28 protein-coding genes are annotated in these 25,782 nt (G+C 50.1%); 15 read left to right on the top strand and 13 right to left on the bottom strand.

From position 1 onward, the window contains the following. Positions 1-25: 25 nt before the first annotated feature. Positions 26-607: a hypothetical protein gene (locus BUA24_RS05390; RefSeq protein ID WP_072789664.1), complete on the top strand. Its 582-nt coding sequence runs from the start codon at positions 26-28 to the stop codon at positions 605-607. Between the two features lies 1 nt (position 608). On the opposite strand, the gene BUA24_RS05395 is transcribed toward BUA24_RS05390, so the two are convergent. Further along, entirely contained in the window at positions 609-830 is a 222-nt protein-coding gene (locus BUA24_RS05395) for a helix-turn-helix domain-containing protein (RefSeq protein ID WP_072789666.1), read from the bottom strand. A gap of 240 nt (positions 831-1,070) precedes the next feature. Between BUA24_RS05395 and BUA24_RS05400 the strand changes: the two genes are divergently transcribed. Continuing rightward, positions 1,071-1,859, top strand: coding sequence for an SAF domain-containing protein (locus tag BUA24_RS05400; protein WP_072789669.1), 789 nt, complete (start codon positions 1,071-1,073; stop codon positions 1,857-1,859). Between the two features lie 64 nt (positions 1,860-1,923). After that, a complete protein-coding gene (locus BUA24_RS05405) occupies positions 1,924-3,180 on the top strand; it encodes a P-loop NTPase family protein (protein ID WP_178138717.1) in 1,257 nt (418 codons plus the stop codon). A 7-nt stretch (positions 3,181-3,187) separates the two neighbouring features. Here BUA24_RS05405 and BUA24_RS05410 read toward each other — a convergent pair whose 3' ends face one another. Beyond that, the gene (locus BUA24_RS05410) at positions 3,188-4,042 is read right to left on the bottom strand and encodes an MBL fold metallo-hydrolase (RefSeq protein ID WP_084660226.1); all 855 of its coding nucleotides are present in this window, start codon (positions 4,040-4,042) and stop codon (positions 3,188-3,190) included. A 165-nt stretch (positions 4,043-4,207) separates the two neighbouring features. Here BUA24_RS05410 and BUA24_RS05415 point away from each other — a divergent pair, with 165 nt between their 5' ends. The 10 genes from BUA24_RS05415 to BUA24_RS05465 all read left to right on the top strand — a co-directional run bounded on the left by BUA24_RS05415 (position 4,208) and on the right by BUA24_RS05465 (position 12,968). Continuing rightward, positions 4,208-5,509, top strand: a complete 1,302-nt coding sequence (locus tag BUA24_RS05415) for a TadA family conjugal transfer-associated ATPase (protein ID WP_072789674.1) — start codon at positions 4,208-4,210, stop codon at positions 5,507-5,509. After that, positions 5,506-6,468 (top strand): type II secretion system F family protein, encoded by a 963-nt coding sequence (locus BUA24_RS05420; RefSeq protein WP_072789677.1) that lies wholly within the window; start codon positions 5,506-5,508, stop codon positions 6,466-6,468. The genes BUA24_RS05415 and BUA24_RS05420 overlap by 4 nt, the downstream gene beginning before the upstream one ends. Further along, positions 6,465-7,325 carry a hypothetical protein gene (locus BUA24_RS05425; protein ID WP_143146402.1) on the top strand — a complete coding sequence of 287 codons (861 nt, stop codon included), beginning with the start codon at positions 6,465-6,467 and terminating at the stop codon, positions 7,323-7,325. Before BUA24_RS05420 ends, BUA24_RS05425 begins: the two co-directional genes overlap by 4 nt. 50 nt (positions 7,326-7,375) lie before the next feature. Further along, entirely contained in the window at positions 7,376-7,609 is a 234-nt protein-coding gene (locus BUA24_RS05430; protein WP_072789683.1) for a hypothetical protein, read from the top strand. After that, positions 7,599-8,021, top strand: a complete 423-nt coding sequence (locus tag BUA24_RS05435; RefSeq protein ID WP_143146403.1) for a hypothetical protein — start codon at positions 7,599-7,601, stop codon at positions 8,019-8,021. Before BUA24_RS05430 ends, BUA24_RS05435 begins: the two co-directional genes overlap by 11 nt. Positions 8,022-8,292: 271 nt before the next feature. Then, positions 8,293-8,667, top strand: a complete 375-nt coding sequence (locus BUA24_RS05445; protein WP_143146404.1) for a hypothetical protein — start codon at positions 8,293-8,295, stop codon at positions 8,665-8,667. A gap of 33 nt (positions 8,668-8,700) precedes the next feature. Further along, positions 8,701-9,141 (top strand): hypothetical protein, encoded by a 441-nt coding sequence (locus tag BUA24_RS05450; protein WP_072789695.1) that lies wholly within the window; start codon positions 8,701-8,703, stop codon positions 9,139-9,141. A 31-nt stretch (positions 9,142-9,172) separates the two neighbouring features. Then, complete coding sequence (locus BUA24_RS05455) at positions 9,173-10,156, top strand: tyrosine-protein phosphatase (RefSeq protein ID WP_072789697.1); 984 nt, start codon at positions 9,173-9,175, stop codon at positions 10,154-10,156. 90 nt (positions 10,157-10,246) lie between these two features. Next, positions 10,247-12,238, top strand: a complete 1,992-nt coding sequence (gene acs, locus BUA24_RS05460; protein WP_072789699.1) for an acetate--CoA ligase — start codon at positions 10,247-10,249, stop codon at positions 12,236-12,238. Positions 12,239-12,395: 157 nt separating this feature from the next. Continuing rightward, positions 12,396-12,968, top strand: a complete 573-nt coding sequence (locus BUA24_RS05465; protein ID WP_218587413.1) for an acetate uptake transporter — start codon at positions 12,396-12,398, stop codon at positions 12,966-12,968. Positions 12,969-13,404: 436 nt separating this feature from the next. Here BUA24_RS05465 and BUA24_RS13155 read toward each other — a convergent pair whose 3' ends face one another. The 8 genes from BUA24_RS13155 to BUA24_RS05505 form a co-directional block, all read right to left on the bottom strand. Beyond that, positions 13,405-13,536, bottom strand: coding sequence for a hypothetical protein (locus BUA24_RS13155; protein WP_272867288.1), 132 nt, complete (start codon positions 13,534-13,536; stop codon positions 13,405-13,407). Positions 13,537-13,645: 109 nt separating this feature from the next. Next, complete coding sequence (locus tag BUA24_RS05475) at positions 13,646-14,488, bottom strand: hypothetical protein (protein WP_072789704.1); 843 nt, start codon at positions 14,486-14,488, stop codon at positions 13,646-13,648. 104 nt (positions 14,489-14,592) lie between these two features. Continuing rightward, positions 14,593-15,723: a radical SAM family heme chaperone HemW gene (gene hemW, locus BUA24_RS05480; protein ID WP_072789705.1), complete on the bottom strand. Its 1,131-nt coding sequence runs from the start codon at positions 15,721-15,723 to the stop codon at positions 14,593-14,595. 5 nt (positions 15,724-15,728) lie between these two features. Beyond that, complete coding sequence (locus BUA24_RS05485; protein WP_072789708.1) at positions 15,729-16,322, bottom strand: transcriptional regulator; 594 nt, start codon at positions 16,320-16,322, stop codon at positions 15,729-15,731. Between the two features lie 63 nt (positions 16,323-16,385). After that, entirely contained in the window at positions 16,386-17,123 is a 738-nt protein-coding gene (locus BUA24_RS05490; protein ID WP_084660227.1) for an RsmE family RNA methyltransferase, read from the bottom strand. Between the two features lie 21 nt (positions 17,124-17,144). Then, positions 17,145-18,260, bottom strand: a complete 1,116-nt coding sequence (gene dnaJ, locus BUA24_RS05495) for a molecular chaperone DnaJ (protein ID WP_178138718.1) — start codon at positions 18,258-18,260, stop codon at positions 17,145-17,147. Between the two features lie 3 nt (positions 18,261-18,263). Next, entirely contained in the window at positions 18,264-19,277 is a 1,014-nt protein-coding gene (hrcA, locus tag BUA24_RS05500) for a heat-inducible transcriptional repressor HrcA (protein WP_072789716.1), read from the bottom strand. A gap of 123 nt (positions 19,278-19,400) precedes the next feature. Then, positions 19,401-20,165 (bottom strand): glycosyltransferase family 2 protein, encoded by a 765-nt coding sequence (locus BUA24_RS05505; protein WP_072789734.1) that lies wholly within the window; start codon positions 20,163-20,165, stop codon positions 19,401-19,403. 220 nt (positions 20,166-20,385) lie between these two features. On the opposite strand from BUA24_RS05505, the gene BUA24_RS05510 reads away from it, so the two are divergent. Further along, on the top strand, positions 20,386-21,216 hold the full coding sequence (locus BUA24_RS05510; RefSeq protein WP_072789737.1) for an FTR1 family iron permease: 831 nt from the start codon (positions 20,386-20,388) through the stop codon (positions 21,214-21,216). Here BUA24_RS05510 and BUA24_RS05515 read toward each other — a convergent pair. Further along, a complete protein-coding gene (locus BUA24_RS05515; protein ID WP_072789740.1) occupies positions 21,194-22,540 on the bottom strand; it encodes a cryptochrome/photolyase family protein in 1,347 nt (448 codons plus the stop codon). The genes BUA24_RS05510 and BUA24_RS05515 overlap by 23 nt on opposite strands. Further along, positions 22,540-24,330, bottom strand: coding sequence for a translation elongation factor 4 (lepA, locus tag BUA24_RS05520; protein WP_072789743.1), 1,791 nt, complete (start codon positions 24,328-24,330; stop codon positions 22,540-22,542). The genes BUA24_RS05515 and lepA overlap by 1 nt, the downstream gene beginning before the upstream one ends. 108 nt (positions 24,331-24,438) lie before the next feature. Here lepA and rpsT point away from each other — a divergent pair, with 108 nt between their 5' ends. Beyond that, complete coding sequence (gene rpsT, locus BUA24_RS05525; RefSeq protein WP_072789747.1) at positions 24,439-24,711, top strand: 30S ribosomal protein S20; 273 nt, start codon at positions 24,439-24,441, stop codon at positions 24,709-24,711. 46 nt (positions 24,712-24,757) lie between these two features. Here rpsT and holA read toward each other — a convergent pair whose 3' ends face one another. After that, positions 24,758-25,768 carry a DNA polymerase III subunit delta gene (gene holA, locus BUA24_RS05530; RefSeq protein WP_072789750.1) on the bottom strand — a complete coding sequence of 337 codons (1,011 nt, stop codon included), beginning with the start codon at positions 25,766-25,768 and terminating at the stop codon, positions 24,758-24,760. Positions 25,769-25,782: the final 14 nt, after the last annotated feature.

A 25,782-nucleotide genomic window follows, 5' to 3' on the forward strand; every position in this document is an offset into this window, starting at 1 on the left:
CGCTCCGATGCCGAATACTAAGGAGATGACAGAGAGACCCAAGGTCAATGATTCACCGATCGATCCTCATCTGCTTCGACTCAACACAGAGCTCGAAAGCTCTCAGAGGTATCAGGAACATGTACGACAAAGAAGAGAAAGGGCGGAACTGTACGACACGCTAGCCTTTGATCACGTTCTAGCTGATATGCGCCATAGGCGTCAACCGGTCAAGATCTTCGATCAGATGGGGCGTCCAACGATCGGCTTTGTCTTTAGTCTAGGAAAAGACTTCATAACACTTCTTACTGAGGGAGGCACGTACCGCCTTGTCACGAAGGAGTCGATCGCCTCGCTGTGCCTGTCTACCCACTTAGAAATACTATGGCCTAAAGGAAACGGTGCCCTAAGCTTTGAAAAATCACACCTATCAGCACTAGCTTACATTGACTCAACCGTTGCGCTCCATCAGAACATGCGAATAGAGTACCTACGTAACATCCAGGCGGTCACGGGAGCCTTCGAGGGATGCATCTCTGATGCGGTGATACTTTCTCGTGACTCTGAGACCTACCTATTTCCAATTAGACACATAGGCGCTGTGAGTTGGAGCTTTATTAATCCTTGAGTCACTCGTCCCTCGCTACATCGACTTGCTCGTAAAGATGACGTAGCTGACCTGGTGCTATACGAACGGACTCTAGGTAGCGTTGTACATCACTGCTTTTCACGCGTATAACCCGTCCTATCTGATACGCCTCGATACTGCCTTCGTCGATCAACCTATAAAGGGTCCTGACCGTAACACCTAACTCTTCAGCTGCTTCCTTCGTGCTCATCCACTCTGACATCTCTTTACCTCTAATAATACGATTCGCAAATAATACGATTCGCCCACGAAGCTCAACGCCACGCAAGTGATGACGAAGACGCACGAGCTAACAATTGATCACATTTCATTACATTTAGCCTACAGCTTCGGCGTCTTCAAACAGGTTTGCATAAGGTGCAAAATTACAGAGATCGATTGACAGAGACATCTCGGAGCTGTTAATATCTCACCTAGCAAGGATGCTACGGAGGATCATGGAATGATATCTAAGGAGCGGATTACTCCTCTTTTCGGGCGTGTCAAAGTCAAGGCCCGCCCAAGTAAAGCCCCAATTGAGCGATCACTAAGTGCTAAAGGGAAAGTTCCACGGTTAGTCAGAGACTTCCTGGCACCTACTCTTCTCATAACAGTAGGAGTTCTCATACTCATCGGTGAACATAGCGCAGCACCCCAACGGACGCAAGTAGTTGTTGTTGCACAGACACCGATCGAAAAGGGGGCGGTAATAACCGCTGGCGAAGTGAAACTTGAAAGTCTTGGGGTCTCTCAAGAGCTAACTAATACCTTTGCCGGCCTCAACGAGGTTTTAGGCCAGACCTCAAATACCAACATACCCAAAGACGGGATAGTCGGCTCTTCGATGATCAAGGGCAGCAACTCATCCCCCTCTGGATATCGGCTCGTGACTGTTTCAGTACCTCTAGATGTCGTACAGGCGGAGCAGATAGTTCCCGGGGATCGAGTCGACATTAGCGCCACATTCACAGCTTCGGCATCCCCGATGACAGAGTTGCTCGCGCCGAAGGTGCTGGTGAGAGAGGTTTATACTCCTCCGAGCACGTTGAGTGGCGTCTCCGTCTCCGACGTGGTGGTGGCTGTAAAAGATGAGGAAGAAGCGCTTGCCATACTCTACGGAGAGAGTGCCGGCAAGATAGCAGTAGTGGATTCAACCGAAGCAGATGCTGCGCAAGCCGGCTTATCATATCCCCCCTTACTTCCTTCGAACGCCACCAACCCAGCAACCCCAGGAACAAATGCCGCAGGATAGGCCCCTAGACCACAGGTCCCCTAAAGTGGAGTCTTATGCCTCGCAAAAGACCCTTATCGCCTGTGTGTCTGAAATCGAGTACGACTGGATAACTGAGGTGTTTCGATCGGTCATCCCCCTAGCCGCTCACGTCCAGGTGCTCTGGATAAGACACGAATCAGAGTTAGGAGACTTTCTCAGCTCAGGAGTTAGAACCTTCCTTGTCTTTGATGCAAATGAGTATCCCTCGATCGCAACCCACTCAAATACCGACAACTACGAACTAGAGATCCCAGATACTGTCCTTCAAGTGCTCGATAGGGTTCGAAACCTGGTCTTTGTAACCGAGCTTAGACAAGAAAGAGATCAAGGAGATGAAGTAGTTGAACTCAGGGTTCAAGAACCAAAGGTGGTATTTCACTCCTCATCAAAAAAGAACGCCTTAGGGCGGAAGAGTCCCTCGGCCAAAGACACAACTGCGCCTACCGCCCTAGAACACCCAGTTCAGGGGGGATTAGCAACTGTGGCAATCGTTATGGGTCCAAGGGGGTCGGGAATTAGCACGGTGTCTTCTGTTATCGCCACCGGTCTAGCGAAGGTTGGTCCTACTGCCCTGGTAGAGCTGACACTTGACTGCGACCTCGCTTACCTTCACGGAGTAGATCCACTAGCACCGACCCTTTCGGAGTATCTAGCCCAAAGCGGCAACGAAGAATCCACGAAGCCCCTCCTAATGATCGATGAGCTAACTAACGTCGCACCAGGATTTGACTACTGCCTTATCCCTGGAGTCTGGGATCCAAAACACATCACTTTGATGGAACAAAGGGGAATAATTGAGCTTATAAAGGCCTTGAGAGCACGCTTTTCATATCTGGTGTGCGAGGTGCATCCCTATTTAGCCAGACCCTATGACTACGAAGATCTAGGTAGCCCACTCATGGCTGATATCGCACTTTCTGTATCGAGTCACCTCACTTTAGTAACCCAACAAGACCCCAAGTGGATCTACGCCATATCAAAGATCCTTACGGACCTGGTAGAGAAGAAGGAGGCTCCGTCGTCGTGGTCGATCGTAATAAACCGGTTCAAGGATCAACGAGCTGAACGAACGAGGCTAAAGAGAGACATCTCTCAGATACTTTCACTAACTACACTCGGGTCACGTTACGAGGGCATAGACGCCCCCATCCACTTCGCCAAGGAAAGAAAGGGCGCTTTCCCGTCTTTGTTAGCGCAAGACGTGGCTGGGGTAGTTTCCACGATCACCGCACTCGCTCCGAAAGACCATACTGAATTGGACGACGGTCGTGAAAGCCTCACGCCTGTAACCCTGTTTTAACCTCGATTCAGCCGACAGCTGTGAACCAATCCCCTTTGCTCTCCACCTCTCCAGTTCTTATGAGATAGTCAAGAGCAGCCATCGTTGTGGCGGAAGCCGCCCACAAGATCGGATCTTTGAGATCTCCGTAGATTCCCTTTACGATCTCAGATAGGGTAACCGGCCGTTCCTTTAGTCTCATGACCTGTGCTATCTGCGCTAGCCTCTTACGTCGATGATCCAGGTAGTACTCGATGACCTCTTGACCTAAGCCTCTGCTCATAGATGGCCCGTGTCCAGGCTGGATAGTTGAGTAATCAATCTTCAAAACCTTCTCTAAAGACTCTAGGTACCTTGTCAGATCCCCATCGGGATGAGCAACTACGGTAGTACCTCGCCCCAAGATATGGTCTCCACTTAGCAGGTTTCCCTCTGGGTCCAAGAAACATAAGTGATCTTTACTGTGGCCAGGTGTATAGAGAACCTCAAGGCGAACTCCTCCTAGCAACCTATGCCCCTGCGTCAAGGGCTCATATCCCATATGAGCTAACTCGGGGTGCGCAAAGGCCGGCACCTCCCATCTCCTTACGAGAGATAGGACTGACTCTGCGTGGTCTATATGGGAGTGGGTAACGACTATCCCTCCTACCTTGGCCCCAACACTAGCTATCTCGCCTTCGAGTGCATCTAGGTGAGATGAGACGCTGGGACCTGGGTCCACAACCAGGACACGGTCTTTCGACTCTGAAAATATTAGATATGAGTTCGTACCGTCTAAGGTCATTGGAGAGGGGTTTGGAGCCAACACCCTTGTAATTGCTTCTGACGGGTGCTCTATCGGCTGCAGTTCGACTATCGAGAGACTCTGCCTAGGGTCTTCCACTTACTGACCTCCTGCAAGCTAGGCCACTACACATTCACAAACACCTTACCAACAGCGCTCCCTACGTGATCCAGGTCCCAGTTTTGCTTGACAGATCTCATCTTGATCTGAAATAATTGGATCAAAAGCATACGCCATGGACGGCTTCACATCGAAAGGATTCGAGTGCTTGATACAACTGTTCCCGCAGCTCTTGAACACATGCAAACCTCTAGGCCAAAGTCGGAAGAGGTTCTCGCTCTAGCACAACGTGTTGAAGAGCAAGTAATCTCTGAAATCGAAAAAGAAAACATCAATATAAAAAGTGCAGACGATGCCGATGCTCTGATATCTCTGATTCGTCGCACACTGCGCACCTACGAAGGAGGCAGCTCCTTTAGCTTGACACCTGAGCTTATAAGCCATCTCACTAGTTACATCTGGTCAAATCTCAAAGGTGCCGGACCACTTGAGCCGCTGCTTAGAGACGAAAACATCTGGGAGATTGAGATAGTAGCTCCAAACAGGGTATTTATCCGCAGATCCGACGGTAGAAGAGCTAGGGTCTACCTTAGTTTCTACGACGACAGCCATGTGCAACGAGTGGTCGCTCGTATGTTAGACCGTTCTCTTAGCACCAACAAGAAGCTCGATCCCGCCCTTGGTATACAAGATTCACAGCTTGAAGACGGATCACGCATACATATAGTACACCCCGAGCTCGCCGCAGAAGGGCACATGCTCATCAATATAAGAAAGTTTGCCACCACGGAGAAGATCACTCTTTTCGAGCTAGGCCGAGAGGGGTTTCTATCGCCCGAGAGCTGCGACTACCTCACAGAAGCAGCCCGTAGTGGAGCCTCTATAGTCATAAGCGGAGCACCGGGAAGCGGTAAGACCACCGTCTTGAAGGCGATTTTGAACTCTCTACCTTCGTCGTACCGTATCGTATCAGCCGAAGAGGTACTGGAACTTCGGTGCAAACTCCCAAACTTCGCTCAGATGCAGACACGGCCGAGGCGTCCTGAGAGGCCGGAGATCGAGTTGAGGACTCTCACAAACGCCTTTTTGCGTATGACTCCGGACGTTGTGGTCATTGGAGAGGTTCGGGACAGAGAGACTCTCCCTTTCCTAATGACGCTTTCCACTGGGGTTCAAGGTCTTACCTCTCTACATGCTCGCTCTGCGCGCCACGCACTTGAGCGGTTGAGACTGTTAGCGCAGCTCTCTGAGCGACCCATCACAGCATCAAGCGCAACTCAGTTGGTGGGAGACTGTCTCGATCTGGTTGTGCACTGTGCACGCCAAGGGGCAAAGGTAGGAGTCAAAGAGATAGTCTCCGTTGAAGATCCTCAGCTCGTGAGGGAGGAGTGGCTATTTTCAACCACAACGCTCTTTGAACGATCCAGCCTTTTCGAACCCCTAGAGGAGAATGGTCATGCAAAGTTAACCCTTGGTGCACGAACCCGGGATCATCAGCAACGATGACGACCCACCTGATAAATGCCGCAGCAACAATAATGGTCCTATCTGGGGCCCTAACGCTAGTAAAAGCTCCTAGTACCAAAGATCCTTCTACCCTCCCTAGCCTTGGGCCAGGCATCGGTGGGTTCACGAAAGGTACTTACTCCATGGCCCTTAGACGAAAGGCACGAGAGTCCCTTACCACTCTTAGACGCCCGAGATCACTGATCTTAATGACTGCTTCAGCACTCTCCTTTTTGGTCATGCCCATGTCAGTATCGTTTGCTATCACGATCTCTAGCCTTGCTGTATTCACCTCTTGGACAGATACTCAAAAAGAAGGTCTTTCTTCAAAACTCCAAGAGTTGTGGCCACAGCTACTTCATGAGATGTCTATACGGGTTGCAACCACGGGTAGCTCACTTGGCAGGTGTTTCTTCAACTCCCTTGGGTCTACGCCTTCAGAGTTTATTGACACCTTCAGACAGGCAGAGTCAATATGGCTGCTTACTGGGGATCTTGAGACCGCATTTAGACATCTTGAGAAAGAACTATCTGACCCCAACTCACAGAAGGTACTTAGAAGAATCCTCACCTACGATCGAAGCGGCACTCAACGGATTCATGAGCAGATCGAGTTGCTTCGACATGAACAACTACGACGTTTGTACGCGTCCAATGAGCTTAAGACCAAACTAGCGTCGATTGCAATCGCACGATACCTAATCGTTATCGTCCCAGTGGTGATGTTCGCTTTGGGTGTAGTTATGTCAGGCACCATGCCAAACCTAAGAACGGGTCTGTCACAGGTAGTCTTCTCGCTGTCGATTCTGACTCTGGGAGGATGCTGGTTTTGGACATCGAGGCTCTCACGTCTCCCCGAAGTAAAGCAACTTCAGCACACGACATTGACGGCATCTCAGAGAGTCGCAGTGGCTCTCGCACTACAGGTACATAAAAAGAAAAGGGAGAAAGAGGCTTGAACCAATTATCTCTAACCTTATTGGCGCTTAGTCAAATCACCTTAGCTGTAACCATCTTACGTAGCAGACACTTCGCAACGATGAGTCGCATATCACCAGCTGTCTTATCCATAATGGGACATCTCCACAAGAATAACAGGGCAACAACTCCCCGTGCAACAAAGAGGCGTTTGTGGTCTTTAGCTCGTGACAACACGTCACATACAAGGCACATACAACGAGAGATAAAACAAGGACTAACGGCCTTTGTAAGCCCAAAAACTACGCTTCAGCTTACCTTGACTCTCACGGCTCTAACCTACGTCCTAACATCGTCTACGGTCTATATGTTACTCACAGCAGTCCTAACACCAGCGATCCTTGTGATCGGGAGCGTCTGTCTTAGAGAACTGCATATCAAGGCTTTGTCCAGGCGTCTCAACCTACATCAACCGCTACTTTTTGAAAACCTCACACAGGTTTTAAGCGAAGGGAGGAGTTTCGATGTAGCACTAAAAGCGGCCACCGAAAACTCCGGTTCTGAGTTTTACCACATATTTGGTCGTGGTCTATCGGAGCCTGTTCCTTATGAGGATCAAAGAGAGTACCTGATCACAGCAGCCAACGTGTTTTCTCTTCCTAGACTGCGCCTTTTACTTGAGGTCACAAGGGATCGCCGGATCTCATCAGAGATTCCACAGATAGTCAACGCCGTCAGAGAGGCTGTGTCAGAAGATATTCATCGAGACACTTTAAAGTTAGTAGAACACCGCAGTCAACTGGTATGGATTCCGGTATCAATAGCAGTACTAATTCCAGGGACAATGCTTCTCCTAATCCCGCTATTTAACACCCTGAAAACGCTCGCTAATATCTAGACAAAAGATAAAAGATTTGATAGACTAAGTTATCCACGGATGGAGGTATTATGACGAAACGGACTTTGTCAAAACTTAGTAGACACCTCGACCACATCTTCGTTGTCTTGTCTTTGATACAGACGGGCAAATGGAATCGAGAAGAGGGTGAAGGTGTTATCTCGACGGCAATCGTCGTCCTTATTGTCGCATTTTTGGCCGTTGGTATGTGGATCGCATTCAAGGCCATTATGGGGCAGACAACCAATACGATATCGAGTCAGGTATCTCAGCTTGGACAGTAAAGTCCCGTTGCATCAAGGATCCCGAACCTCTAAGAGAGACTCTGACGAGGGAGACGGGATCCTTGCAACGGTCATCTCCCTTGCTGTCCTACTTATCTGCACCACGTTGACCTTGTCGTTCATAGACTACCTGTACACAGATCTGCAGCTGCAAGGCGTAGCGGATCAAGCAGTTCGGGCTGCGACTTTGTATCTTGGTCCTAGTGCAACCCTCACCGACAGAACTGAACTAGGTGCCTCGGTAATTTATGCAAAGGAACGTTCTCTTGCGACACCGAGCTGGTCTTACAGCGACGGAACCTTGACTCTGGTTCTACGCCTTTATCTCACTAACCCCACAGATGAGATACTTCGTAGAATTGGATTCACATACGTCACCGTTCATGCCTCTGCCGTCATGGAACCCTCCTAGGCAAATTGCTTTTACCGTCAAAGCAATCAAATGCGTCAATCATCAAGATAAAAAAGACACCCTTGACGGAAACGGCACAGAAACCCCAGTTAGATCTACCCAGAAAGCGTAGGACAAGATGCGATTTAGATCTTTCTCAAGCGACGAAAAGAAAATACTAACACCTCCATCTTCAATAGTTAGGGATTCGTGCTTTACCACAACGAGGACAATCCAAAACCTGGGGGTGTGCTGTCGCAGGCGCCTTAGCAACTCGAGCGGTCTAGCAGGCGTGGAGTCAGTATTTTTCATTACGGTGCTGGTTATATTCGCCACCTCTTTGGTGGTGTCACTTGCAAGATTGAGCTACGCAAAGGTCATCACCGACAATCTCGCCTACAACGCTGCACGCTTGGAGACTCTCGATAACTCCATCTACTTGCCCGGCTCTCTCACCGAAGTCTCTATATTTGGCGAGAGAGTCAAGCTAACTTCGCCTGCAGACATTCAGCCCTGTTCGTACATTACCGTGAAGGCCTCCGCCACCTTACCCATCCTTCCCGTTCCATATTTGCGACAGATAACCTACATCACCGTGGCATCGACCACCACGCTACCCACAGACGCATACAAGGTTGCACAAAGCCTAGGACTTAACTGCCAGTAACCACGAGAACAGGCTCTAGGAGACCCAAGAACATTGACCTATATAAGTCGAAGGACCCAAGATGGCTCAACACTTGTCATGCTACCAACGTTGTTGCTTATCTTTACTTTATTTATCGTGATCGCGCTCGACTTCTTATCCGCTGTTTTCGCTCAGAGAACCTTGGATTCCATTAGTACGAACTGCGCTCTAAAGGCAGCACAGGCACTAAGCCCGGCTGCATTTTATACAGGTGGCAGTCTTCAGATCTCTCAAACAGAGCTGCAAAGAGACGTCTCAAGCTGCATAACCCTGAGTGCTCAAGCAGAAAAGGTATCTATTAGCTCCTATCACGCCAGCTATAACGGCGATATTGTGACGGTGATGGTAAGTGAGTTAGTTCATCCTCCACTTTCTCTACATATGATCTCACAGCTCAGATATTTCTCGCTAACATCGTACGCAAGTGCGCAGGAGGTCTTATCCGATGGATAGGCACAACGCCGATCTCAAATAAGGTGTTGCCATGGACTCTTACCTTCCAGCTGAGGCATCCCAGCTCTCCCGACACTGCATCGCTATCGCACAACACCAAGTAGCAGTGGCAAGTGGACAGATGAAAACCGAACAACGCTTCCAGATAGCCTCGGTCACTTCCTTTGGAGTTGAACCTCTTGAGATGAAGTTTCAGTTCCAACAAGACAGAGACGTAATCTACTTTCTCACAGAGGACGAGTTGCCACCAAGACCGGCGATCCTTACCTTGATGGACGACACCCCAACCGTCGCAGTGCAGCGACACATCGAGCTTGAGGGGCTAACAAACCTGAGAGACTTTGGAGGCTACAGCGGTAGCGGGGGTACGGTTCCATGGGGAAGACTTTACCGCTCTGAAAATCTCTCCAAGTTGTCTGATCGACAATGGGAGCACTTAGACCGCCTAGGGATAACTCGAGTGATCGACCTCCGCAACGCTTCCGAAAAGGAACTGCAACCGACAACTCTGCCTCAGTCATCTAAGGTCGAGCTCCATGAGATAGAGGTCACGGGTCGAATAAAGGGGTACGACGATGCACTGTTGGCGATAGGCGATGGACATTTGACCGAGATCACTGAGAACGACATCTCAGATATGTATCTCGATATCCTAAACCGCCACATCGACGATCTAGCCTTAGCCGTAGCGCTGGCTGAAAACAACCAAGACGGAGCCACCTTGGTACACTGCACTGCAGGCAAAGACCGCACGGGTCTTGTCGCCGCTATCTTACAGTTACGAGCTGGGATCTCTCCTCTGCAGGTACAGCGTGACTACTTGCTCTCTAACCTCTATAGAACTCCAGATCGCCTGAGGCAGCTTGAGGGCTTCTTCGAGCATCACCGCATAGATCCATTATCGGTGCGACCCTTTCTGGCAGCACCGTGGCAAGCTATGAGTCGGGCACTAGAGGAACTAAGCACCAGGCATCCCGACCTTTTGAACTCAAAGGTTGATGCAGATAGCTTATAACATCGTAAGGAGCTAACTTGGCTGCAACCAGCCCTTCACAAGTGATAAGATACCGAGGATATAGGATATAACGCAGGTGGGGGTGTCCAGATGAGCAACAGCGAACAGAACTCTACGATCGAAGCCCTCTTTGTCGAGGAGCGTCGTTTCCCTCCTACGGAAGAGTTCAAAGCGCAGGCTAACGTCGCATCGGAGTCCATATATGCGGAGGGCAAAGACTTCGAGAACTTCTGGCGTGCACAAGCTAGCCGAATACAATGGCAAACCCCTTTCAAAGAGACGCTGGACTGGTCAGACGCACCGTTTGCGAAGTGGTTTGTCGGAGGAAGGCTAAATATAACCGAAAGCGCACTTGACGTACACGCAAAGTCAACCCCAGATAAGGTGGCATACTACTTTGAAGGCGAGAACGGCGACACCAGGGTAGTTACCTACAAAGATCTCTACCACGAAGTATGCAAGTTCGCCAACGCTCTTTCGGATCTGGGCATCTCAAAGGGTGACCGAGTAGCAATATATATGGGAATGGTGCCAGAGTTTCCCGTGGCCCTTCTTGCGTGCGCTAGGTTAGGAGCCCCCCACTCGGTGATCTTCGGAGGATTCTCTTCGGACTCACTAAAAGACCGTATAATAGACGCCTCTGCCAAGGCCCTTATAACTTGCGATGAGTCGTGGCGCAACGGCGGCCGGGTTCCCCTGAAAGAGACAGCCGACGTAGCGCTTTCTGAGACTCCCTCGGTCGAGCACGTAGTCGTCGTACAAAGAACGGGTGCCCAGGTTAAAATGGTTGAGGGACGTGACCACTACTACCACGAACTCATAAAGGACGCCGATGACGAGCGACCAGCCGAGTCGATGGACTCAGAGGATCCGCTATTCATACTCTACACCTCGGGAACCACTGCGAGGCCGAAGGGTATTGTGCATAGCACCGGAGGATATGCAGTTGGAGTAGCAACGACGCACTCGATGGTATTCGACATCAAAGAGGACGACATTTATTGGTGTACAGCGGACGTCGGCTGGGTTACAGGGCATAGCTACGTAGTGTACGGTCCCCTAATCAATGGTGTCTCAAGCGTCCTATTTGAAGGAGTTCCTCAATTTCCTGACAAGGACCGTTACTGGGATATCGTGGAGAAGTACAAGGTAACACAGCTCTACACCGCACCAACTTCTATTCGTACCTTTATGAAGTGGGGCACAGAGTACGTAACAAAACATGACCTCTCTTCCCTCAGAGTGATCGGAACAGTTGGAGAGCCGATCAACCCTGAAGCCTGGATGTGGTACCACGAATACGTCGGGAACAGTAGGTGCCCCATAGTCGACACGTGGTGGCAGACCGAGACAGGGCACATGATGATCGCTCCCCTTCCGGGGGTAACCACAACCAAGCCTGGATCAGCCACGATTCCTCTTCCAGGTATCAACGTCGAGGTGGTCGATCAAAATGGCAATCCGGTTCCAAAGGGGTCAGGGGGGTATCTCGTCATTACACAGCCATGGCCTGGGATGGCACGTACGATCTTCAACGACCCACAGCGGTTCAAAGACGTCTACTGGTCAAGGTTTTCAAAGCCAAGCGAGAACAAGTGGGTCTACTTTGCTGGTGATGGCGCCAAAAAGGACCTAGATGGATACATCTGGTTGCTCGGAAGGGTCGACGACGTCATGAACGTCTCAGGCCATCGAATCTCAACACTTGAGGTTGAGTCCGCTCTCGTCGACCACCCAGCCGTGGCCGAGGCGGCGGTTGTAGGAAGAGAAGATCCCACAACCGGACAGGCGATCGCCGCTTTCGTCACCCTAAAGGGCGCCAATCAAGGCAATGAGGAACTGATAGCAGAACTCAGAGAGCACGTTGCGCAAAAGATCGGAAAGATCGCAAGGCCAGCCTCCATCGTCTTTACCGACGAGCTCCCAAAGACCCGATCAGGGAAGATCATGAGAAGGCTCCTTAGAGACATATCTGAGAAGCGGCAGCTCGGTGATGTGACCACATTGGCCAACGCCGATGTCGTAAAAGAGATAGCTGAACAAGCCGCTAAGGCCGCCCAGAGTTCCAACTCGCAGGAGTAAGAAAAGAACTCATGCTTGGGGCAAAGTCCCGAGCAAGAGTCTGGAGACAACTAGCTTCACCAGAGAGAAATACAACATATACAAGTCCACAAAGATATAGGGGGATTTATCATACATAAGCACAAATCTTGAAGTCACAGAGGTGTCGGTCTCTTCTGTGGGCGCTACTGCAGATCCAACACCACTTGGACTTGCAGCTTTCGCCATGACAACCTTTGTTCTAAGCGTCTTCAACGCACAGCTTCTACCAGGTAAGCTTGTACTGGTTGTACTACCGCTCGCCCTGTTTTACGGGGGATTATCGCAGCTACTTGCTGGGATGTGGGAGTTCAAGAGAGCTAATACCTTTGGTGCCCTGGCATTTACCTCTTACGGGGCGTTTTGGATGGCCTTTGCCGCTTATGTCCACTTCATAGCGGGAGTACTTCCGCCTGCAATTGCTTATAAGGCCACGGGTATTTTCTTGCTCGCTTGGACCATCTTTACCTTCTACATGACAATCGCTTCGTTTGGCGTAAGTGGTATCGTAGCAGCGATCTTCGTAGCCCTTGCGCTGACCTTCTTGGTACTGACCATTGGTACATTTGGCAGTTCGATAGCGATCACCAAGATCGGCGGATACCTTGGGATACTGACCGCTATCTTGGCATGGTACGGATCCTTTGCTGGGGTTACTAACGCAACATTTGGAAAGACAATACTGCCAACATTTGCTTTTTCGAGATCGTAGGAGATACGCATTTACCTTTCCGATGTACCCTGGAGATATCGGGGTACATCGGAAACTACCAACAAAGCGAAACACCGTTCTCCCGATGCATCAAGGACAAGATAGTAAAGGAGACGAGAAGAGCAAAAAGGGCAATAAGGGTGGCCGCTCAAGGGAGTTTGATAATGAGTTCGACGGGCATACCTTATGGCTTGGAAAAAGTGAAAACCTTACAGCTACTCTCATTGCTAAACGGCCTTGGCATCTACGAGGTTATTTTGTCTTGCTGAGTAGAAAGGGCTCGCAAGGAACGGCGAGATGTGAGAGAAGATCCGTACCTTACTATAAAGATTCGCAGACCTCACCAACCCGTAATAAACATCTCGTGGGTGATGCTTAGGAAGATTATGAGACTATTCTCGGTCCATCATCTCTAGGCCAGAAAGACCAGCGAAAACTAACGTATCTGTTCATAGATGCCTGCAAGGCTCGAGTCTCTATGTATCTGCACTTTGCCAAATCTGTAACTTCTCATATGTTTCATTGCATCGACGGATCGCTGAAGGCCGCTTAGTCTATCAGAGTACATCTATGGTTCGTGATCACAAGATGACACAGCTATCTATCATTTCACGTCCAACGTTATCGTAGGGAACAGCTCGAGGAAAAGTTATCTAGGGTGCCACTTACCTCTATCATTAAGAGGTGTTTTGAGATCCAAGATCACCGGCCCGTATCATCTGAGCTGACTTTAGATGCTGCTCAAGACGTTTCTTTGCAAGAATCGATGCCCGAGATGGGTACTTGGCGATGGTCGACTTTGCAGTCGGTGTCGAGTAGTAGGTATCTACTCCAGCCAAGAACGCCTTCTCCCATGAGCGTACTTGAGATCTAAACTGCAGCGACAGTAATACCCCTAAAGAAACGGTAACCATCAAAACCGAGAGCCTCAGAGCAGCCCCTCGCCTAGCCTTGGATCTGCTCCGAAACCTTCCTATAATTGAGCTGATATCCTTTCTTGCCGAGTGGTAGGAGCGGAGATAGTACGCCAATGCATGGAGTCCGAGGAGAAAAAACCAGATCAGAGATAGCAATGTGTGGGCTGCGGCTAGGAAGGTATCTGAGAAGGATGTTGGACCGGCCACCACCATCTCGATACCGCTGCCAATTACTAAAACCGTAGTAGCCACCAACAGTGGAGCCAAGATTCGAAGTGGTAACCAAGGGGGGCCCGCTGCGACAAACTCTGTATCGCCCGCATAGAACTTGGTAAACCTATAGGCCGCAACTGCAATCTTAGCCAGTACCAGGGGTACAGCGATAAGTCCAATTACGATATGTATCCCAACGGCACCGGCGATAAAGGGAATAGTCAAGATCTCTGCGACAAAGACGACCAAAAGAGCCATACCAAAAAGAGCCGAAAACCTCGCACCGTTGGTTACTCGTCTACCCTGAAGCTCCAGCTCTTCAGTAAGTTCTTTTTGATGCGCGTGGGGCATGAACGCATCAAATAGTGAAGGGGCGCTTTCAATCTTCACCGGTAACTCACTCCATAACTCTAATAAAAAACAGGCTCTTTATAAGGCTACTTGACATTGGAGAATATGAGCCGAAAACCTTTACCTGGGAGTAAGGATCGTTGTCATTTGTTAGATATGAGCTTCAGCGCCACCATATCTGCAAGCATACGACCATCTCTAGTAAGCGTAAAAAAGCCGTCGGTCTCTTCCACGAGAGCTTCGAGAGATGATGGAATCTCACCCGCAATCGATCTCTCAACTCCGACGGAGCACCGAATGCCTAATAGGATCTTCTCGATTCGCTCCTGTTCTGAACTTAGATGTTCCATCGATGTTATCGCCGACCCCACGTTATAAATTGTCTCCACATACCTCTTCGGAGAGAACTCGTTGGCAGCACGTACTGAGCCGATGAAGCTGTGCGCTGAGGAACCAACTCCTAGGTACTCACCACGCAACCAGTAGTTCATATTGTGTCTGCACTCTTTGTCGGCCTTCGCCCAGTTAGAGATCTCGTAGTTATAGAACCCAAGCTCTAAAAGCTCCTCGTCCAGGCGATAGTACCGACTGGCCAGCACATCTTCGTCCTTTACAACCTGGTCTTTCACCAATGTATGTCTATATCGATGATGCAGCCTTGTTCGAGGTTCCAATGTGAGCGCGTAGCAGCTTACATGATCCAACCTATCTGCGACCTCCCTAAGTGCAGATACAGTCAGATCGAACGAACCCTCATCTTCAGCCCCTGACCCATAGATAATATCTAACGAGAGCTCTAGTCCGAACTCTGCTACCGCGTCTATCGCTTCTATTGCTTGTAAGACACTGTGACTTCGACCAAAGAATTTTAGAACCTTGTCGTCGAAGGACTGTACACCCAAAGAGATTCTGCTCACTCCCATCTCTTTGTACGACTTTAGTTTCGCCTTTGTGATGGACTCTGGGTTCGCCTCTAGAGTAAACTCGACTAGCTGGGTCCCATGTAGGACCTCTACTACTTTGTAGAGCTCCGACGGCTCCAAAATAGAAGGCGTGCCACCGCCAATGTAGAGGGATTTTACGTTGCTGTCGATCTCTGACAGACGCGACCTCAGCTCCTGTGTAAGTGCCTCAATGTAAGCACTAGAGGAACCGTTGCGAAAGACCTCTACGGAAAAGGCACAGTAGCTACAGACAGCCGCACAGAAGGGAATATGTACGTAAACCCCCGGAGAGTAAGCAAGCGGATCCTTGCGTAGATCGTCAAGGAGCACAGCGTCTACCCGACAAGACGCAGACCGAGCTCCTCCAGCCTTTCAGTCATCTCTCTGACGTTCATCTCAAGCAGCGCTCCAATGATACGAAGGTCATCGTAGCGAATCGTTATCATTCGACCGTTGAAGTCTTGACGCTGGACCTGAATCATATCCAGGTAACGTTTCAAAAGATCCCGCTCAGGCCCCCTTACCTGCTGCAACTTGGAGAGATCGATCGTAACCTTGACCTCAGGTTCCCAGCGAAACCTTCTTGGAGAACCCTCCCGTGACTCGTAGTCATCAATAGTGATTACGTGGTCGATAACCTTATCCGATATCCCTATTCCATTTAGAAACTCGGCCGAACCCCCATCAAATGCGCTGTCCTGTGGAAGAAGCTGATCCACTGGAACGCTGTAGAGCTGTGCAAGACGCTGAAGCCGAGGTACAGATATCGAGCGCTCTCCCCTCTCGTATGCGCCCAGTACAGATGCTTTAAACTCTTGACCAGAGGCCATCTCAACCGCCTGAAGTGAAAGTTTCTTCTGCTTCCTCACCGAGCGAAGTCTGCTTCCTACCTTGATAGCGTACTGATCCTCCACATTCGTCTCATCCATAGACGCCTATATTACACGCTAAGTGGTAACGTCGCAACTTTAAAGGCTATTTTGTAGTTGAATTCAGCCTTCTTTAATCAACTGCTCGCGAAATGCGACAAGAAGTGCTGCCGAAACCACCGAAGCCGTTTCTACTCTGAGCACCTGAGTTGTCAGCCTGATCTTCGGCAAAACGGAGAACTCCGAATCTACAACCCCTGACTCAGGACCCACAATCCACGTGCTATAGGCAAAGGAAGGCTTGGTCCCGTTGAAGTCACACAACGCTGCAGTGGGACCAAATACCTCAATACATCTCTGCGGATCTATCACACCGCCAAATCGCAACGGCCTGGCCCGCTTCGCCTGCATCGATGCCTGATGAGCTACTCTGTAAAGCCGAGAGATAGAAGAGGCCCCCAGTTCTTTGCCCGACCGTCGATCGAGAGAAGAGGAGATCAAATACAGCTGGTCTAGACCCGTCTCCGCCAACTTCTCTACCATGTAGCTAAGACGGTCACCCTTTGGAATGTAACTAGCGACAGTAGTAACTGGAGTTTTCTCTTCCTCGAAGTAGATAGGTCCATGGAGTGAGAGATCCACGTCTCCCTCTCCCCTCTTAGATGAGATACGAACAATCTTGGCAAGACGAAGGCTCCCCCTCCCATCACCGATAATGATCTCTTCTTCCGGCTTTGCTCTCCGGGCAGAGATCAAGTGGTGAGCGTCTTCGCCGGAAAGCTTTGGAGATAGAAGGTCACCTACGTAAAATACAGGACCGCCATTATAGAGCCGCGGATCATCGCAACAATGAGACAACAAAGCTCTCTTTGGTAGATCGGACTATCTAAAGGCCGACTTTATCTTCGAGAACAATCCATGTTCATGAGGTTCGGAGATCTTCTCACCGCGAATCTCCGCAAGACGCGTAAGCAGGTTTATCTCCTCCTCATTCAAGTCCTTTGGAGTCGTCACGATAAGCTCGACTAAGAGATCCCCGCGACCCCTACCGCCGAAGTTGGGGACGCCTTTGCCCTTGAAGCGCAGAATCTTCCCCGATTGGGTGCCGGGGCTCACGTTTATCTCGACCACGTCCTCTAGGGTCTCAAAAGGAAGCTTGGTACCGAGAGCTGCCTGAGATATAGATATATTGAACTGTGCGTATAGATCTTGACCCGAGCGCCTAAACACACTGTGTGGCTCGACATTGACATGAACGTAAAGGTTACCCGGATAACCTCCCCTCGGACCAGCAGGACCCTTGCCGGTAAGCCGTAGGGTCGCTCCATCTTCGATTCCGGGCTGTATCTCTATAAGATACGACCGCTCCTCCGTCTTTCGTCCTTCACCTCGACAGTCTGGGCACGGGGTGGTAATAATCTTGCCCTCTCCATAGCAGGTATCACAGGTGCTAGTGGTCATCATGCGCCCAAGAAGGGTCTGCGTTACCCTCCTTACCTGCCCAGATCCACCACAGCTTTTACAGACAGAAGGGGTCGTTCCTGGCTTTGACCCTGAACCCGCACACGTTCTACAGGTAACTGGAAGTCTGACGGTTATCTCTTTCTTTGTTCCAAAGATAGCCTCTTCAAAACGTAAAGAGACGGTGGTTTCAAAGTCCTCACCGTGCCTTATGGGTCTTTGTCCTTGGTCACCCAAGCCACCTCCAAAGGCTTGACCGAAGATGTCTTGGAAGATGTCACCAAAGTTTGGAGCAAAGAAATCACCGGCTCCCTGGCCTTTGGACCCACTGTCTCCAAAGAGGTCATACTGTCGGCGCTTCTCGGGGTCACGCAGTGTTTCATAGGCTATAGTCACCTCTTTAAAACGCTCGACCGCAACGGCGTCTCCCCCATTAGTATCGGGATGCAACTCTCGAGCAAGCTTTCTATAAGCCTTCTTTATCTCATCTTCGGATGCGCTCTTAGAGACGCCCAAAAGCTCGTAGTAGTCAGCCACCAATTACCCTTCAACTAGATGCCTACCGATACCCTTACTTACCTGTTCAACCGCTGCCAGAGCCAAGGGATAATTCATTCTAGTTGGACCGATAACCCCTATCGACCCAACCCTTCGTCCATCGATCTCATAAGGCGCTATCACTAAAGCGCACTCCGAGAGTGAAGGGACCCCTATCTCGTTGCCGATCGACACGCTTTGCCCTTTTATGAGCATCGACTTCATCAAGGATACCACAAGTATCTGCTGCTCTAGAGTCTCCAAGATCTTTTCCACCTTATCAGCGGCCAAGAAGGCAGAGGCGACCTTATGAGCATCGTTTACAAACAGCTCTTCGGTGGCGGAGTCACTTATCTTTCTAAGGGCGTCTTTGGTCAAAGACAAGACAGGCTCAAGGTTATGGTTTTCAAGCACACAGCTATCGATCTCACCGACTGTCTTGCCTCTCATCTCTGAGCTCAGATAGTTTGACAGCTCAACTAACCGAAGATCGAGATCGACCAGACCCTCAGGAACCTCAAAGACCTCCTTCTCTAAAGAACCGTCAGATCCCACGACGATTACCATCGCAAAGGTAGATGAGATGCTCACCACCTGAACGTGCTTTACAACTACGGTGTTCGGGGGCGGGGCAGTCACCACAGAGGTAAAGTTGGTAAGCGACGACAGTAACCTGGAGGTGTCTTGAAGGAGGTCTTCGAGTTCCCCCTTCACATGATCGAAAAAGCCCTGCAGTTGGGAGAACTGAGAAGATCCGAGTGGATTCGGCGAAGAGATGTTATCAACATAGTACCGATACCCTCGATCGGTGGGAACTCTACCAGCACTTACATGTGGTTGAGAAAGGTAGCCTTCTTGCTCTAAAGAAGCCATCTCGTGTCTTATGGTAGCGGTTGACGCCTGTACCTCTCCCGTTGCTGCTATCTGTGAAGAACCTATCGGTTCTGCCAGCTTCACGTACTCATCCACAACCGCCTTGAGTATCGCTGTCTTTCTTGCGTCTAGCCTTTCAGTCACCTGTAATCGCACCTCGCCGAAGCATACCTATGCTCCTAATCTCTTAGACACATTCTACCCACTAGATTGCCTACATCGCATTGGCAAAGACGATGCCAGAGGTCTCTTACACCGCCACCAGAGCTACCTGACTATATATCGACGTCTTCGATAGACGCGATAAGTGTCTTTTGCGATGCCTGCAACCGCCCGTAGATCAATCGTTGATGAAACCCTAGGCCTAATCCACACAGGCGCCTCGACGATCTTCACACCCTGATCTAACTGGTCCAAGGCGAGCAACAGCTCAAGGTCAAAGACGAACCCCGTTTCTTTCAAAGACGGAGCCACAGAGCTGTAAAGAGAACGTTTCACGAACTTTAGACCGACCTGGGTATCGGTGACGGAGATACCAAAGAGACCTCTCACAAGACGTTGATAGGCAAATGAGTATAGGCGTCGAAGCTTTGGGTATGATACCTTGGAGTCGGGGTGGTGCTTTGAGCCGATGAGTACATCACAGTCACGATCCACCAAAATATCTAAGTAGATCGGTAGTACCTTAGGGTCGATATCGCCGTCTGCATCCATAAACCCGACATAGTCTCCTTTTGCAAGAGCGAATCCATCCCTGATCGCTGATCCCTTACCCGAGTTGGAAGTTCTGCGAATCAACTTAAAGCGTTCATCTGTAATGGAGTCTAATTCTCTGTCGCTTCCATCTGTAGAACCGTCACACACCGCGATGATCTCAAAGGGCAAAGCGAGGTCGGATACGACCGAGATGGTCTCCTTGACCGTAGGAAGAAGACTTGGGCCCGGGTTGTAAAACGGCATTACCAAAGATACAACAGGAGTCTGTCTCTCTCTCTTGCCTCTTATCTCAGTCAACTTTGCCACCGACTCCATCTGCTCACTCCTTGAGTTACCGTCTTTAGTTACTAAGATCCCCACAAGAGTTATCGCACACACAACCTCAAAGTATTACACACGGTGTCGAATTTGCTTCAACGTTTCTGCTTAGCTACTCAGCTAGATCACATCATTTCGTCCCCGGCTCCCAGGACCGGCTGAAGGTTACAAAGCCACGTGCGGTAAAATAAAGAAATAAGGTGAGACGAGGGTGTAGATGTTAGCAACGTTCGCAATATTTCTCAGAGAGGGCATCGAGGCATCGATAATCGTCTCCGTTTTGATGGCATATCTTAAAAAGACCAACCAAAGCGACGGGGCAAGAGCTGTAAAGCTAGGGGTTGTAGCGGCTCTCGTAACTGCAGCTCTAGCCGGTACAGTTATCTACGAGACGGTGCACAGCTATGCCGGAACAAGGATGCAGACGGTTATCGAAACAGCGTCTTACGCCATCGCTGTGATCTTTCTCACATATATGACGTTTTGGATGACAAAGCACTCCAAAGACATTCCCAAGGCTCTGACCGCCAAGGTTGCAGAGGCTCAGAGCAAAGGCGGGGGTAACGTTGCGCTATTTATCGTGGCTTTTCAGGCGATAGCGAGGGAGTCCCTTGAGGCCATGGTCTTTACGCTAGCGATCGTACTAGCAAATGGTACCGGAGGTCCCGCTGTTGGAGCGGCTCTTGGGGTGATAGGAACGATCTTCTTCGCAGTGCTGGTCTATCGATTTGGTAAGAGGGTAAACCTAGCGGTCGCCTTTAGGGCACTTGGGGCTGCGCTTTTGGTGTTTTCCGCAGCTTTGATTGTAGATATGATAGAGAACCTGCAATCACTTGGATGGATAAAGGTCCTAAGCACTCCGCTATGGAACAGCTCTTCCTTGTTGAATGAGTCCTCGAACATCGGAGATATCGCTCACACCCTGTTGGGTTACGCAGCTCAGCCTACACCACTTGAGATCATCGCTTACGTTACCTACCTGGTTATAGGCGTATCCGTATTCAATCACCTAACCAAGGCAAAGTCTAGGAAGGTCGTCTCTTCGTAGCTTCGAACCTAAAGAGCGCCTCTGCTCTCTCTTTCTGATGATCCACCATTGGGTAAGGATACCCAAGAGTATCGAACCGGTCGTATAGCCAGGGTTCATGTATGTAACTATCGGGAACCTCTCTAAGCTCTAAGACGTATCGGCGAATGTAGTCCCCGTTGGGATCAAACTTCTTGCTCTGTGCAACTGGATTGAAGATCCGGTAGTACGGAGCAGCGTCTCGCCCTGTCCCAGCCACCCACTGCCATCCATGACTATTCGACGCCACGTCACCGTCTACTAGGGCTGAGAAGAAGTAGCGAGCTCCTGCCGTCCAGTGGATGTGTAGATCCTTCACCAAGAACGAAGCGGTGATCATGCGGACTCGATTGTGCATATAGCCCTCACTAGCTAGTTGACGCATTCCAGCATCGACGATCGGGAATCCAGTCTCACCTTTGACCCACCGCTCATATGCATCTGAGTCGGAACTTTCAGTCTCCATCGCATCAAAGGCTTTGTTCAGGTTCATCCAGGAGGATTGAGGGAACTGATTCAAAGTCTCGGCGTAGAAGTCTCGCCAGCAGATCTCAGATAGAAATCTTTCATGGCGAAAGGGATCTACGTGTGCAACGACCGTTCTAGGGTGCAAAACTCCAAAGTGCAACGCCGCCGACAGCCGAGAGGTACTGTCTTTTGCTGGAAGGTCTCGTTCGCTCTCGTATCGGTCGATCTTAGAGGTACAGAACTCCTCCAGCCGTCTATGTTCCTTAGTCTCCCCAGCAAGGGGGTCTGGAACTACCTCGGAGAGATATGTAGGATAGCCACCTTGATGACTAAGGTGTGACCACCTAAACTCCAACCTCTTCGCCACAGCAAGGTTAGGTAGCAGGTTTGACCAGGCTCTGTAGTAAGGCGTAAAGACCTGGTAGTAAGAGCCATCACCTTTTTTAATGGAACCCAAGGGAAAGGTCGTCGGGTAGTCGACCTCAATAAAAGCGATCGATCTACCTAACAGAGCTTCCCTAACTCTTTGGTCTCTCCACTTCGAATAATGTGACACATCTCCAGAGACGTAGACGGATTTAGCCTCGACGCTGTCGCAAAGATCTAAGAGCACCTTGGCGGGGTCACCATAAGCAACTATGAGACGGTCCTGCATCTGTTCTTTTAGGTCCGAGAGTGCACCTAGGAGATAACTCAGACGACGACTTCCTGCCCTACGAAGCACAACTGGGTCCATCACAAAGATGCCGTAGACGCTCTTGCACTCCGCAAAAGCCCTCTGGATGGTAAAGTTGTCTGCTAGACGTAGGTCTCTTCTAAACCAGACAACGCCTACCATCAGTCATCCAGTTTCAAAGCCGAGATAAAGGCTTCTTGGGGGATCTCGACTCGTCCAATAGACTTCATCTTCTTCTTGCCCTCTTTTTGCTTTTCGAGCAACTTCCTCTTTCTTGAGATGTCGCCACCGTAACACTTAGCTAGTACATCTTTCCTCCTGGCCTTGATGGTCTCTCTAGCTATCACCTTGCCACCGATCGAGGCCTGAATTGGGACGTCAAAGAGTTGTCTGGGTATCAGCTCGCGCAGTTTCTGTGCCATCTTCCTTCCGTGATCGTAAGCCTTGGAGCGGTGGATGATGCAAGAAAATGCATCGACCGGTACCCCATTTAGAAGAACATCTAACTTTACAAGCTCCGCTTCTTGGTATCCATCTGCCTCATAATCCAAGGAGGCATACCCTTTGGTCCTACTCTTTAGCTGGTCAAAGAAGTCCACTACCACCTCAGCTAGGGGAATACGGTAGACCATCTCAACCCGATCTGGGGAGATATACTCCATCTTTTGCATAATCCCGCGTCTTTGTTGACTTAACTCCATAAGGGTTCCCACGTACTCAGCGGGAGTAATGATGGAGATCTTTAGGTAGGGCTCTTCTATCTTGGCTATGTTGGAGACCGGCGGGAGCTCGGAGGGGTTGTCTACCTCCACGGTATCTGGCTTGCCATTTAGGTACACAAGATACTTTACTGAAGGCGCCGTAGCGATGAGATTGAGGTTGAACTCTCTCTCAAGCCGCTCCCGTACGATCTCCATATGCAGTAGACCTAAAAAGCCGCAACGAAAGCCAAAGCCCAGGGCCTGGGAGGTCTCTGGCTCGTAGGTAAAGCTTGCGTCGTTTAGCTTCAGCTTGGTAAGTGCATCTCTGAGGTCTGAGAACTCATCACCGTCCACCGGGTACAGTCCGCAAAACACCATGGGTTTGGGGTCCCTGTAACCGGCAAGGGGGGCCGGAGCCGGATCGTTGAAGTCTGTAACCGTCTCACCGCTTCGTGCCTCGCCTACATCTTTAATTCCTGCTATGAGGTAACCTACCTCACCTGGTCCCAGCTCAGAGACCGGTGTCGTAGCTGGAAGCCGAACACCGATCTCCTCCACCTCATGGACTGCTTGCGCCTGCATAAATTTGATCTTGGTACCGCTCCTCAGTACACCGTTTACCACACGGATCGAAGAGACCACTCCGCGATACTGGTCGTAGTAGGAGTCGAAGATCAGCGCCTGAGTCTTGGCATCGGTGCTACCGCTGGGGCTTGGAATACGCTCCACGATAGCGTCCAGAAGCTCGGGCACGCCCTCACCTGTCTTGGCTGAGATACGAAGAATCGAGTCCTTATCTATCCCTAAAATCTTGTCGATCTCCGCAGCATATCGATCTGGGTCTGCAGCTGGAAGATCGATCTTGTTGAGAGCAGCCACTATCTCCAAGTTGTGTTCGATGGCTAAGTAACAGTTAGCAAGCGTCTGCGCCTCTATTCCTTGAGAGGCGTCTACGACCAGTACCACCCCTTCGCAAGCGGCAAGAGACCTACTCACCTCATAGCCAAAGTCAACGTGTCCTGGGGTATCTATGAGGTGGATCACGTGGTCCTTCCACGAAACTCTGACGTTTTGAGCCTTTATGGTGATTCCACGCTCGCGTTCTATATCCATCGAGTCCAGATACTGCTCCCGCATCTCTCTTGGATCTACAGCCTTTGTTAGCTCCAAGATTCGATCCGAAAGAGTGGACTTCCCGTGATCGATGTGGGCGATTATTGATAGATTTCTTATCTGTTTTGGATCGATCATTTGCTCAAAAGCTTAGGCGGAGTAGCCCGTTACACAACTAAAAGCTTCTAGACTTGCTACGCTGTTACAAAGATTTTCATCGATGAAGAGATTTAGGTAAAGGTAGAGATGGCAAATATAAAGAGCCAAATAAAGCGCAACAAGCAGAACGAGGTAAGGCGCGAGAAGAACAAGGCCGTGCGCTCCGAACTAAAGACAAGGATCAAGAACGCAGTTACGGAAGCTGAGACCGATACATCATCCGACTCCGCCCTACGTCTGGCCCTCAAGCGTCTCGACAAAGCAGCCGCTAAGGGCGTAATTCACAAAAATCAGGCCGCTCGACGAAAGTCAAGGCTCCTAAAGCGTGTGGCCGCTCTAAAGGCGACCCCTAAAGCCTAGGTTACCTACACCGATAAGCTTTAGATCAAAAAGGAGAAGTGGGCAACTATCTCCTCCTAGATATTGCTCTCCTCTGTCTGCTAAGACATATGGCTGCAAGCCTAGCCACTGCTAACTCTAAAAGCACATAGGGCTCTAAAGAAGACCCACCTCTGATAGACCTCTCCGTCTCTCCCAGTATCGTGAAGATCTTTTGGAACGACTGAAGGTCAAGGTTCACTGCCTCCCTCCATATCCTCTCCAATACGAAGGGAGGTGCCTTTGGAGCTGAACCGGTTCCTCTTTGATATGCGCTTACCCTGTCTTGAGCGGACCTTAGACCTAAAGACGAAAGTGCCGCAAGCTCGACGAACCTTTTTTGTACCACCGTTAGGACTATAGGGAACGCTATCTGCGTCTTCTCCAACTTGCGGAGAAGCTCAATAGCCTCTTTAGTCTTCCCCGAGACGATGAGGTCGGGAAGTGCCCAAGGGGCTAGGTCTTCAATCTCATGCAAAAAGGGTTGTACATCGTCTCTAGATACCTCTGTCTCACCACTTATGGCAGACTCAAGAGTTAGAAGCAAGGAGGGAAGCATAGATAGATCCTCTCCCAGTGCCTCCAAGATCACCGTCTTTGCATCTTTACTGAACACGAGGGATGAGCGCGAAAAACAACTTTCAGCGTAGTCTGATCCCCTCTTTCCTATCTTGGAGACCTCGATCTGACCCTTGTCTTTGAGGTAGCCTTGAAGCGTCTTTGGCAGGGACTTAGAGCTCGAGATTAGCAGGTAGTTTGAGGTTAGACTATTCTCCATCGCTTCGATAAGAACCTTTGCTTCTGCATCTGAGACCTTAGCGAACCGCAGCACCACTAAGATACCATCTGCAAACATCGGTGTTTGAGCAAGTTGAGAGAGCGCAGGGACCAAGGTCTCTTCGTTCGCAACAACATCTACGGTCTCAAGGGCAGACACTTTGGACCTAAGTTTTTCCACAGTTTCATGGGTAAGGTCAAGAAGCTCCACTTCATCCTCTGATACAACTGCGATGAACCTCGCATCAAAACCGTCAGTCAAGTCCGCCTCCAAGA

Origin of the sequence: Ferrithrix thermotolerans DSM 19514 (assembly GCF_900128965.1) — a bacterium.
Lineage (GTDB): Bacteria > Actinomycetota > Acidimicrobiia > Acidimicrobiales > Acidimicrobiaceae > Ferrithrix > Ferrithrix thermotolerans.

Excerpts from the sequence above, each read along its gene's own strand:
- BUA24_RS05390 (WP_072789664.1), top strand. The coding sequence starts at position 26 with ATGACAGAGAGACCCAAGGTCAATGATTCACCGATCGATCCTCATCTG.
- BUA24_RS05395 (WP_072789666.1), bottom strand. The coding sequence starts at position 830 with ATGTCAGAGTGGATGAGCACGAAGGAAGCAGCTGAAGAGTTAGGTGTT.
- BUA24_RS05400 (WP_072789669.1), top strand. The coding sequence starts at position 1,071 with ATGATATCTAAGGAGCGGATTACTCCTCTTTTCGGGCGTGTCAAAGTC.
- BUA24_RS05420 (WP_072789677.1), top strand. The coding sequence starts at position 5,506 with ATGACGACCCACCTGATAAATGCCGCAGCAACAATAATGGTCCTATCT.
- BUA24_RS05430 (WP_072789683.1), top strand. The coding sequence starts at position 7,376 with ATGACGAAACGGACTTTGTCAAAACTTAGTAGACACCTCGACCACATC.
- BUA24_RS05455 (WP_072789697.1), top strand. The coding sequence starts at position 9,173 with ATGGACTCTTACCTTCCAGCTGAGGCATCCCAGCTCTCCCGACACTGC.
- acs (WP_072789699.1), top strand. The coding sequence starts at position 10,247 with ATGAGCAACAGCGAACAGAACTCTACGATCGAAGCCCTCTTTGTCGAG.
- BUA24_RS13155 (WP_272867288.1), bottom strand. The coding sequence starts at position 13,536 with ATGTACTCTGATAGACTAAGCGGCCTTCAGCGATCCGTCGATGCAATG.
- BUA24_RS05485 (WP_072789708.1), bottom strand. The coding sequence starts at position 16,322 with ATGGATGAGACGAATGTGGAGGATCAGTACGCTATCAAGGTAGGAAGC.
- BUA24_RS05505 (WP_072789734.1), bottom strand. The coding sequence starts at position 20,165 with ATGGAGTCGGTGGCAAAGTTGACTGAGATAAGAGGCAAGAGAGAGAGA.
- BUA24_RS05510 (WP_072789737.1), top strand. The coding sequence starts at position 20,386 with ATGTTAGCAACGTTCGCAATATTTCTCAGAGAGGGCATCGAGGCATCG.
- BUA24_RS05515 (WP_072789740.1), bottom strand. The coding sequence starts at position 22,540 with ATGGTAGGCGTTGTCTGGTTTAGAAGAGACCTACGTCTAGCAGACAAC.
- lepA (WP_072789743.1), bottom strand. The coding sequence starts at position 24,330 with ATGATCGATCCAAAACAGATAAGAAATCTATCAATAATCGCCCACATC.
- rpsT (WP_072789747.1), top strand. The coding sequence starts at position 24,439 with ATGGCAAATATAAAGAGCCAAATAAAGCGCAACAAGCAGAACGAGGTA.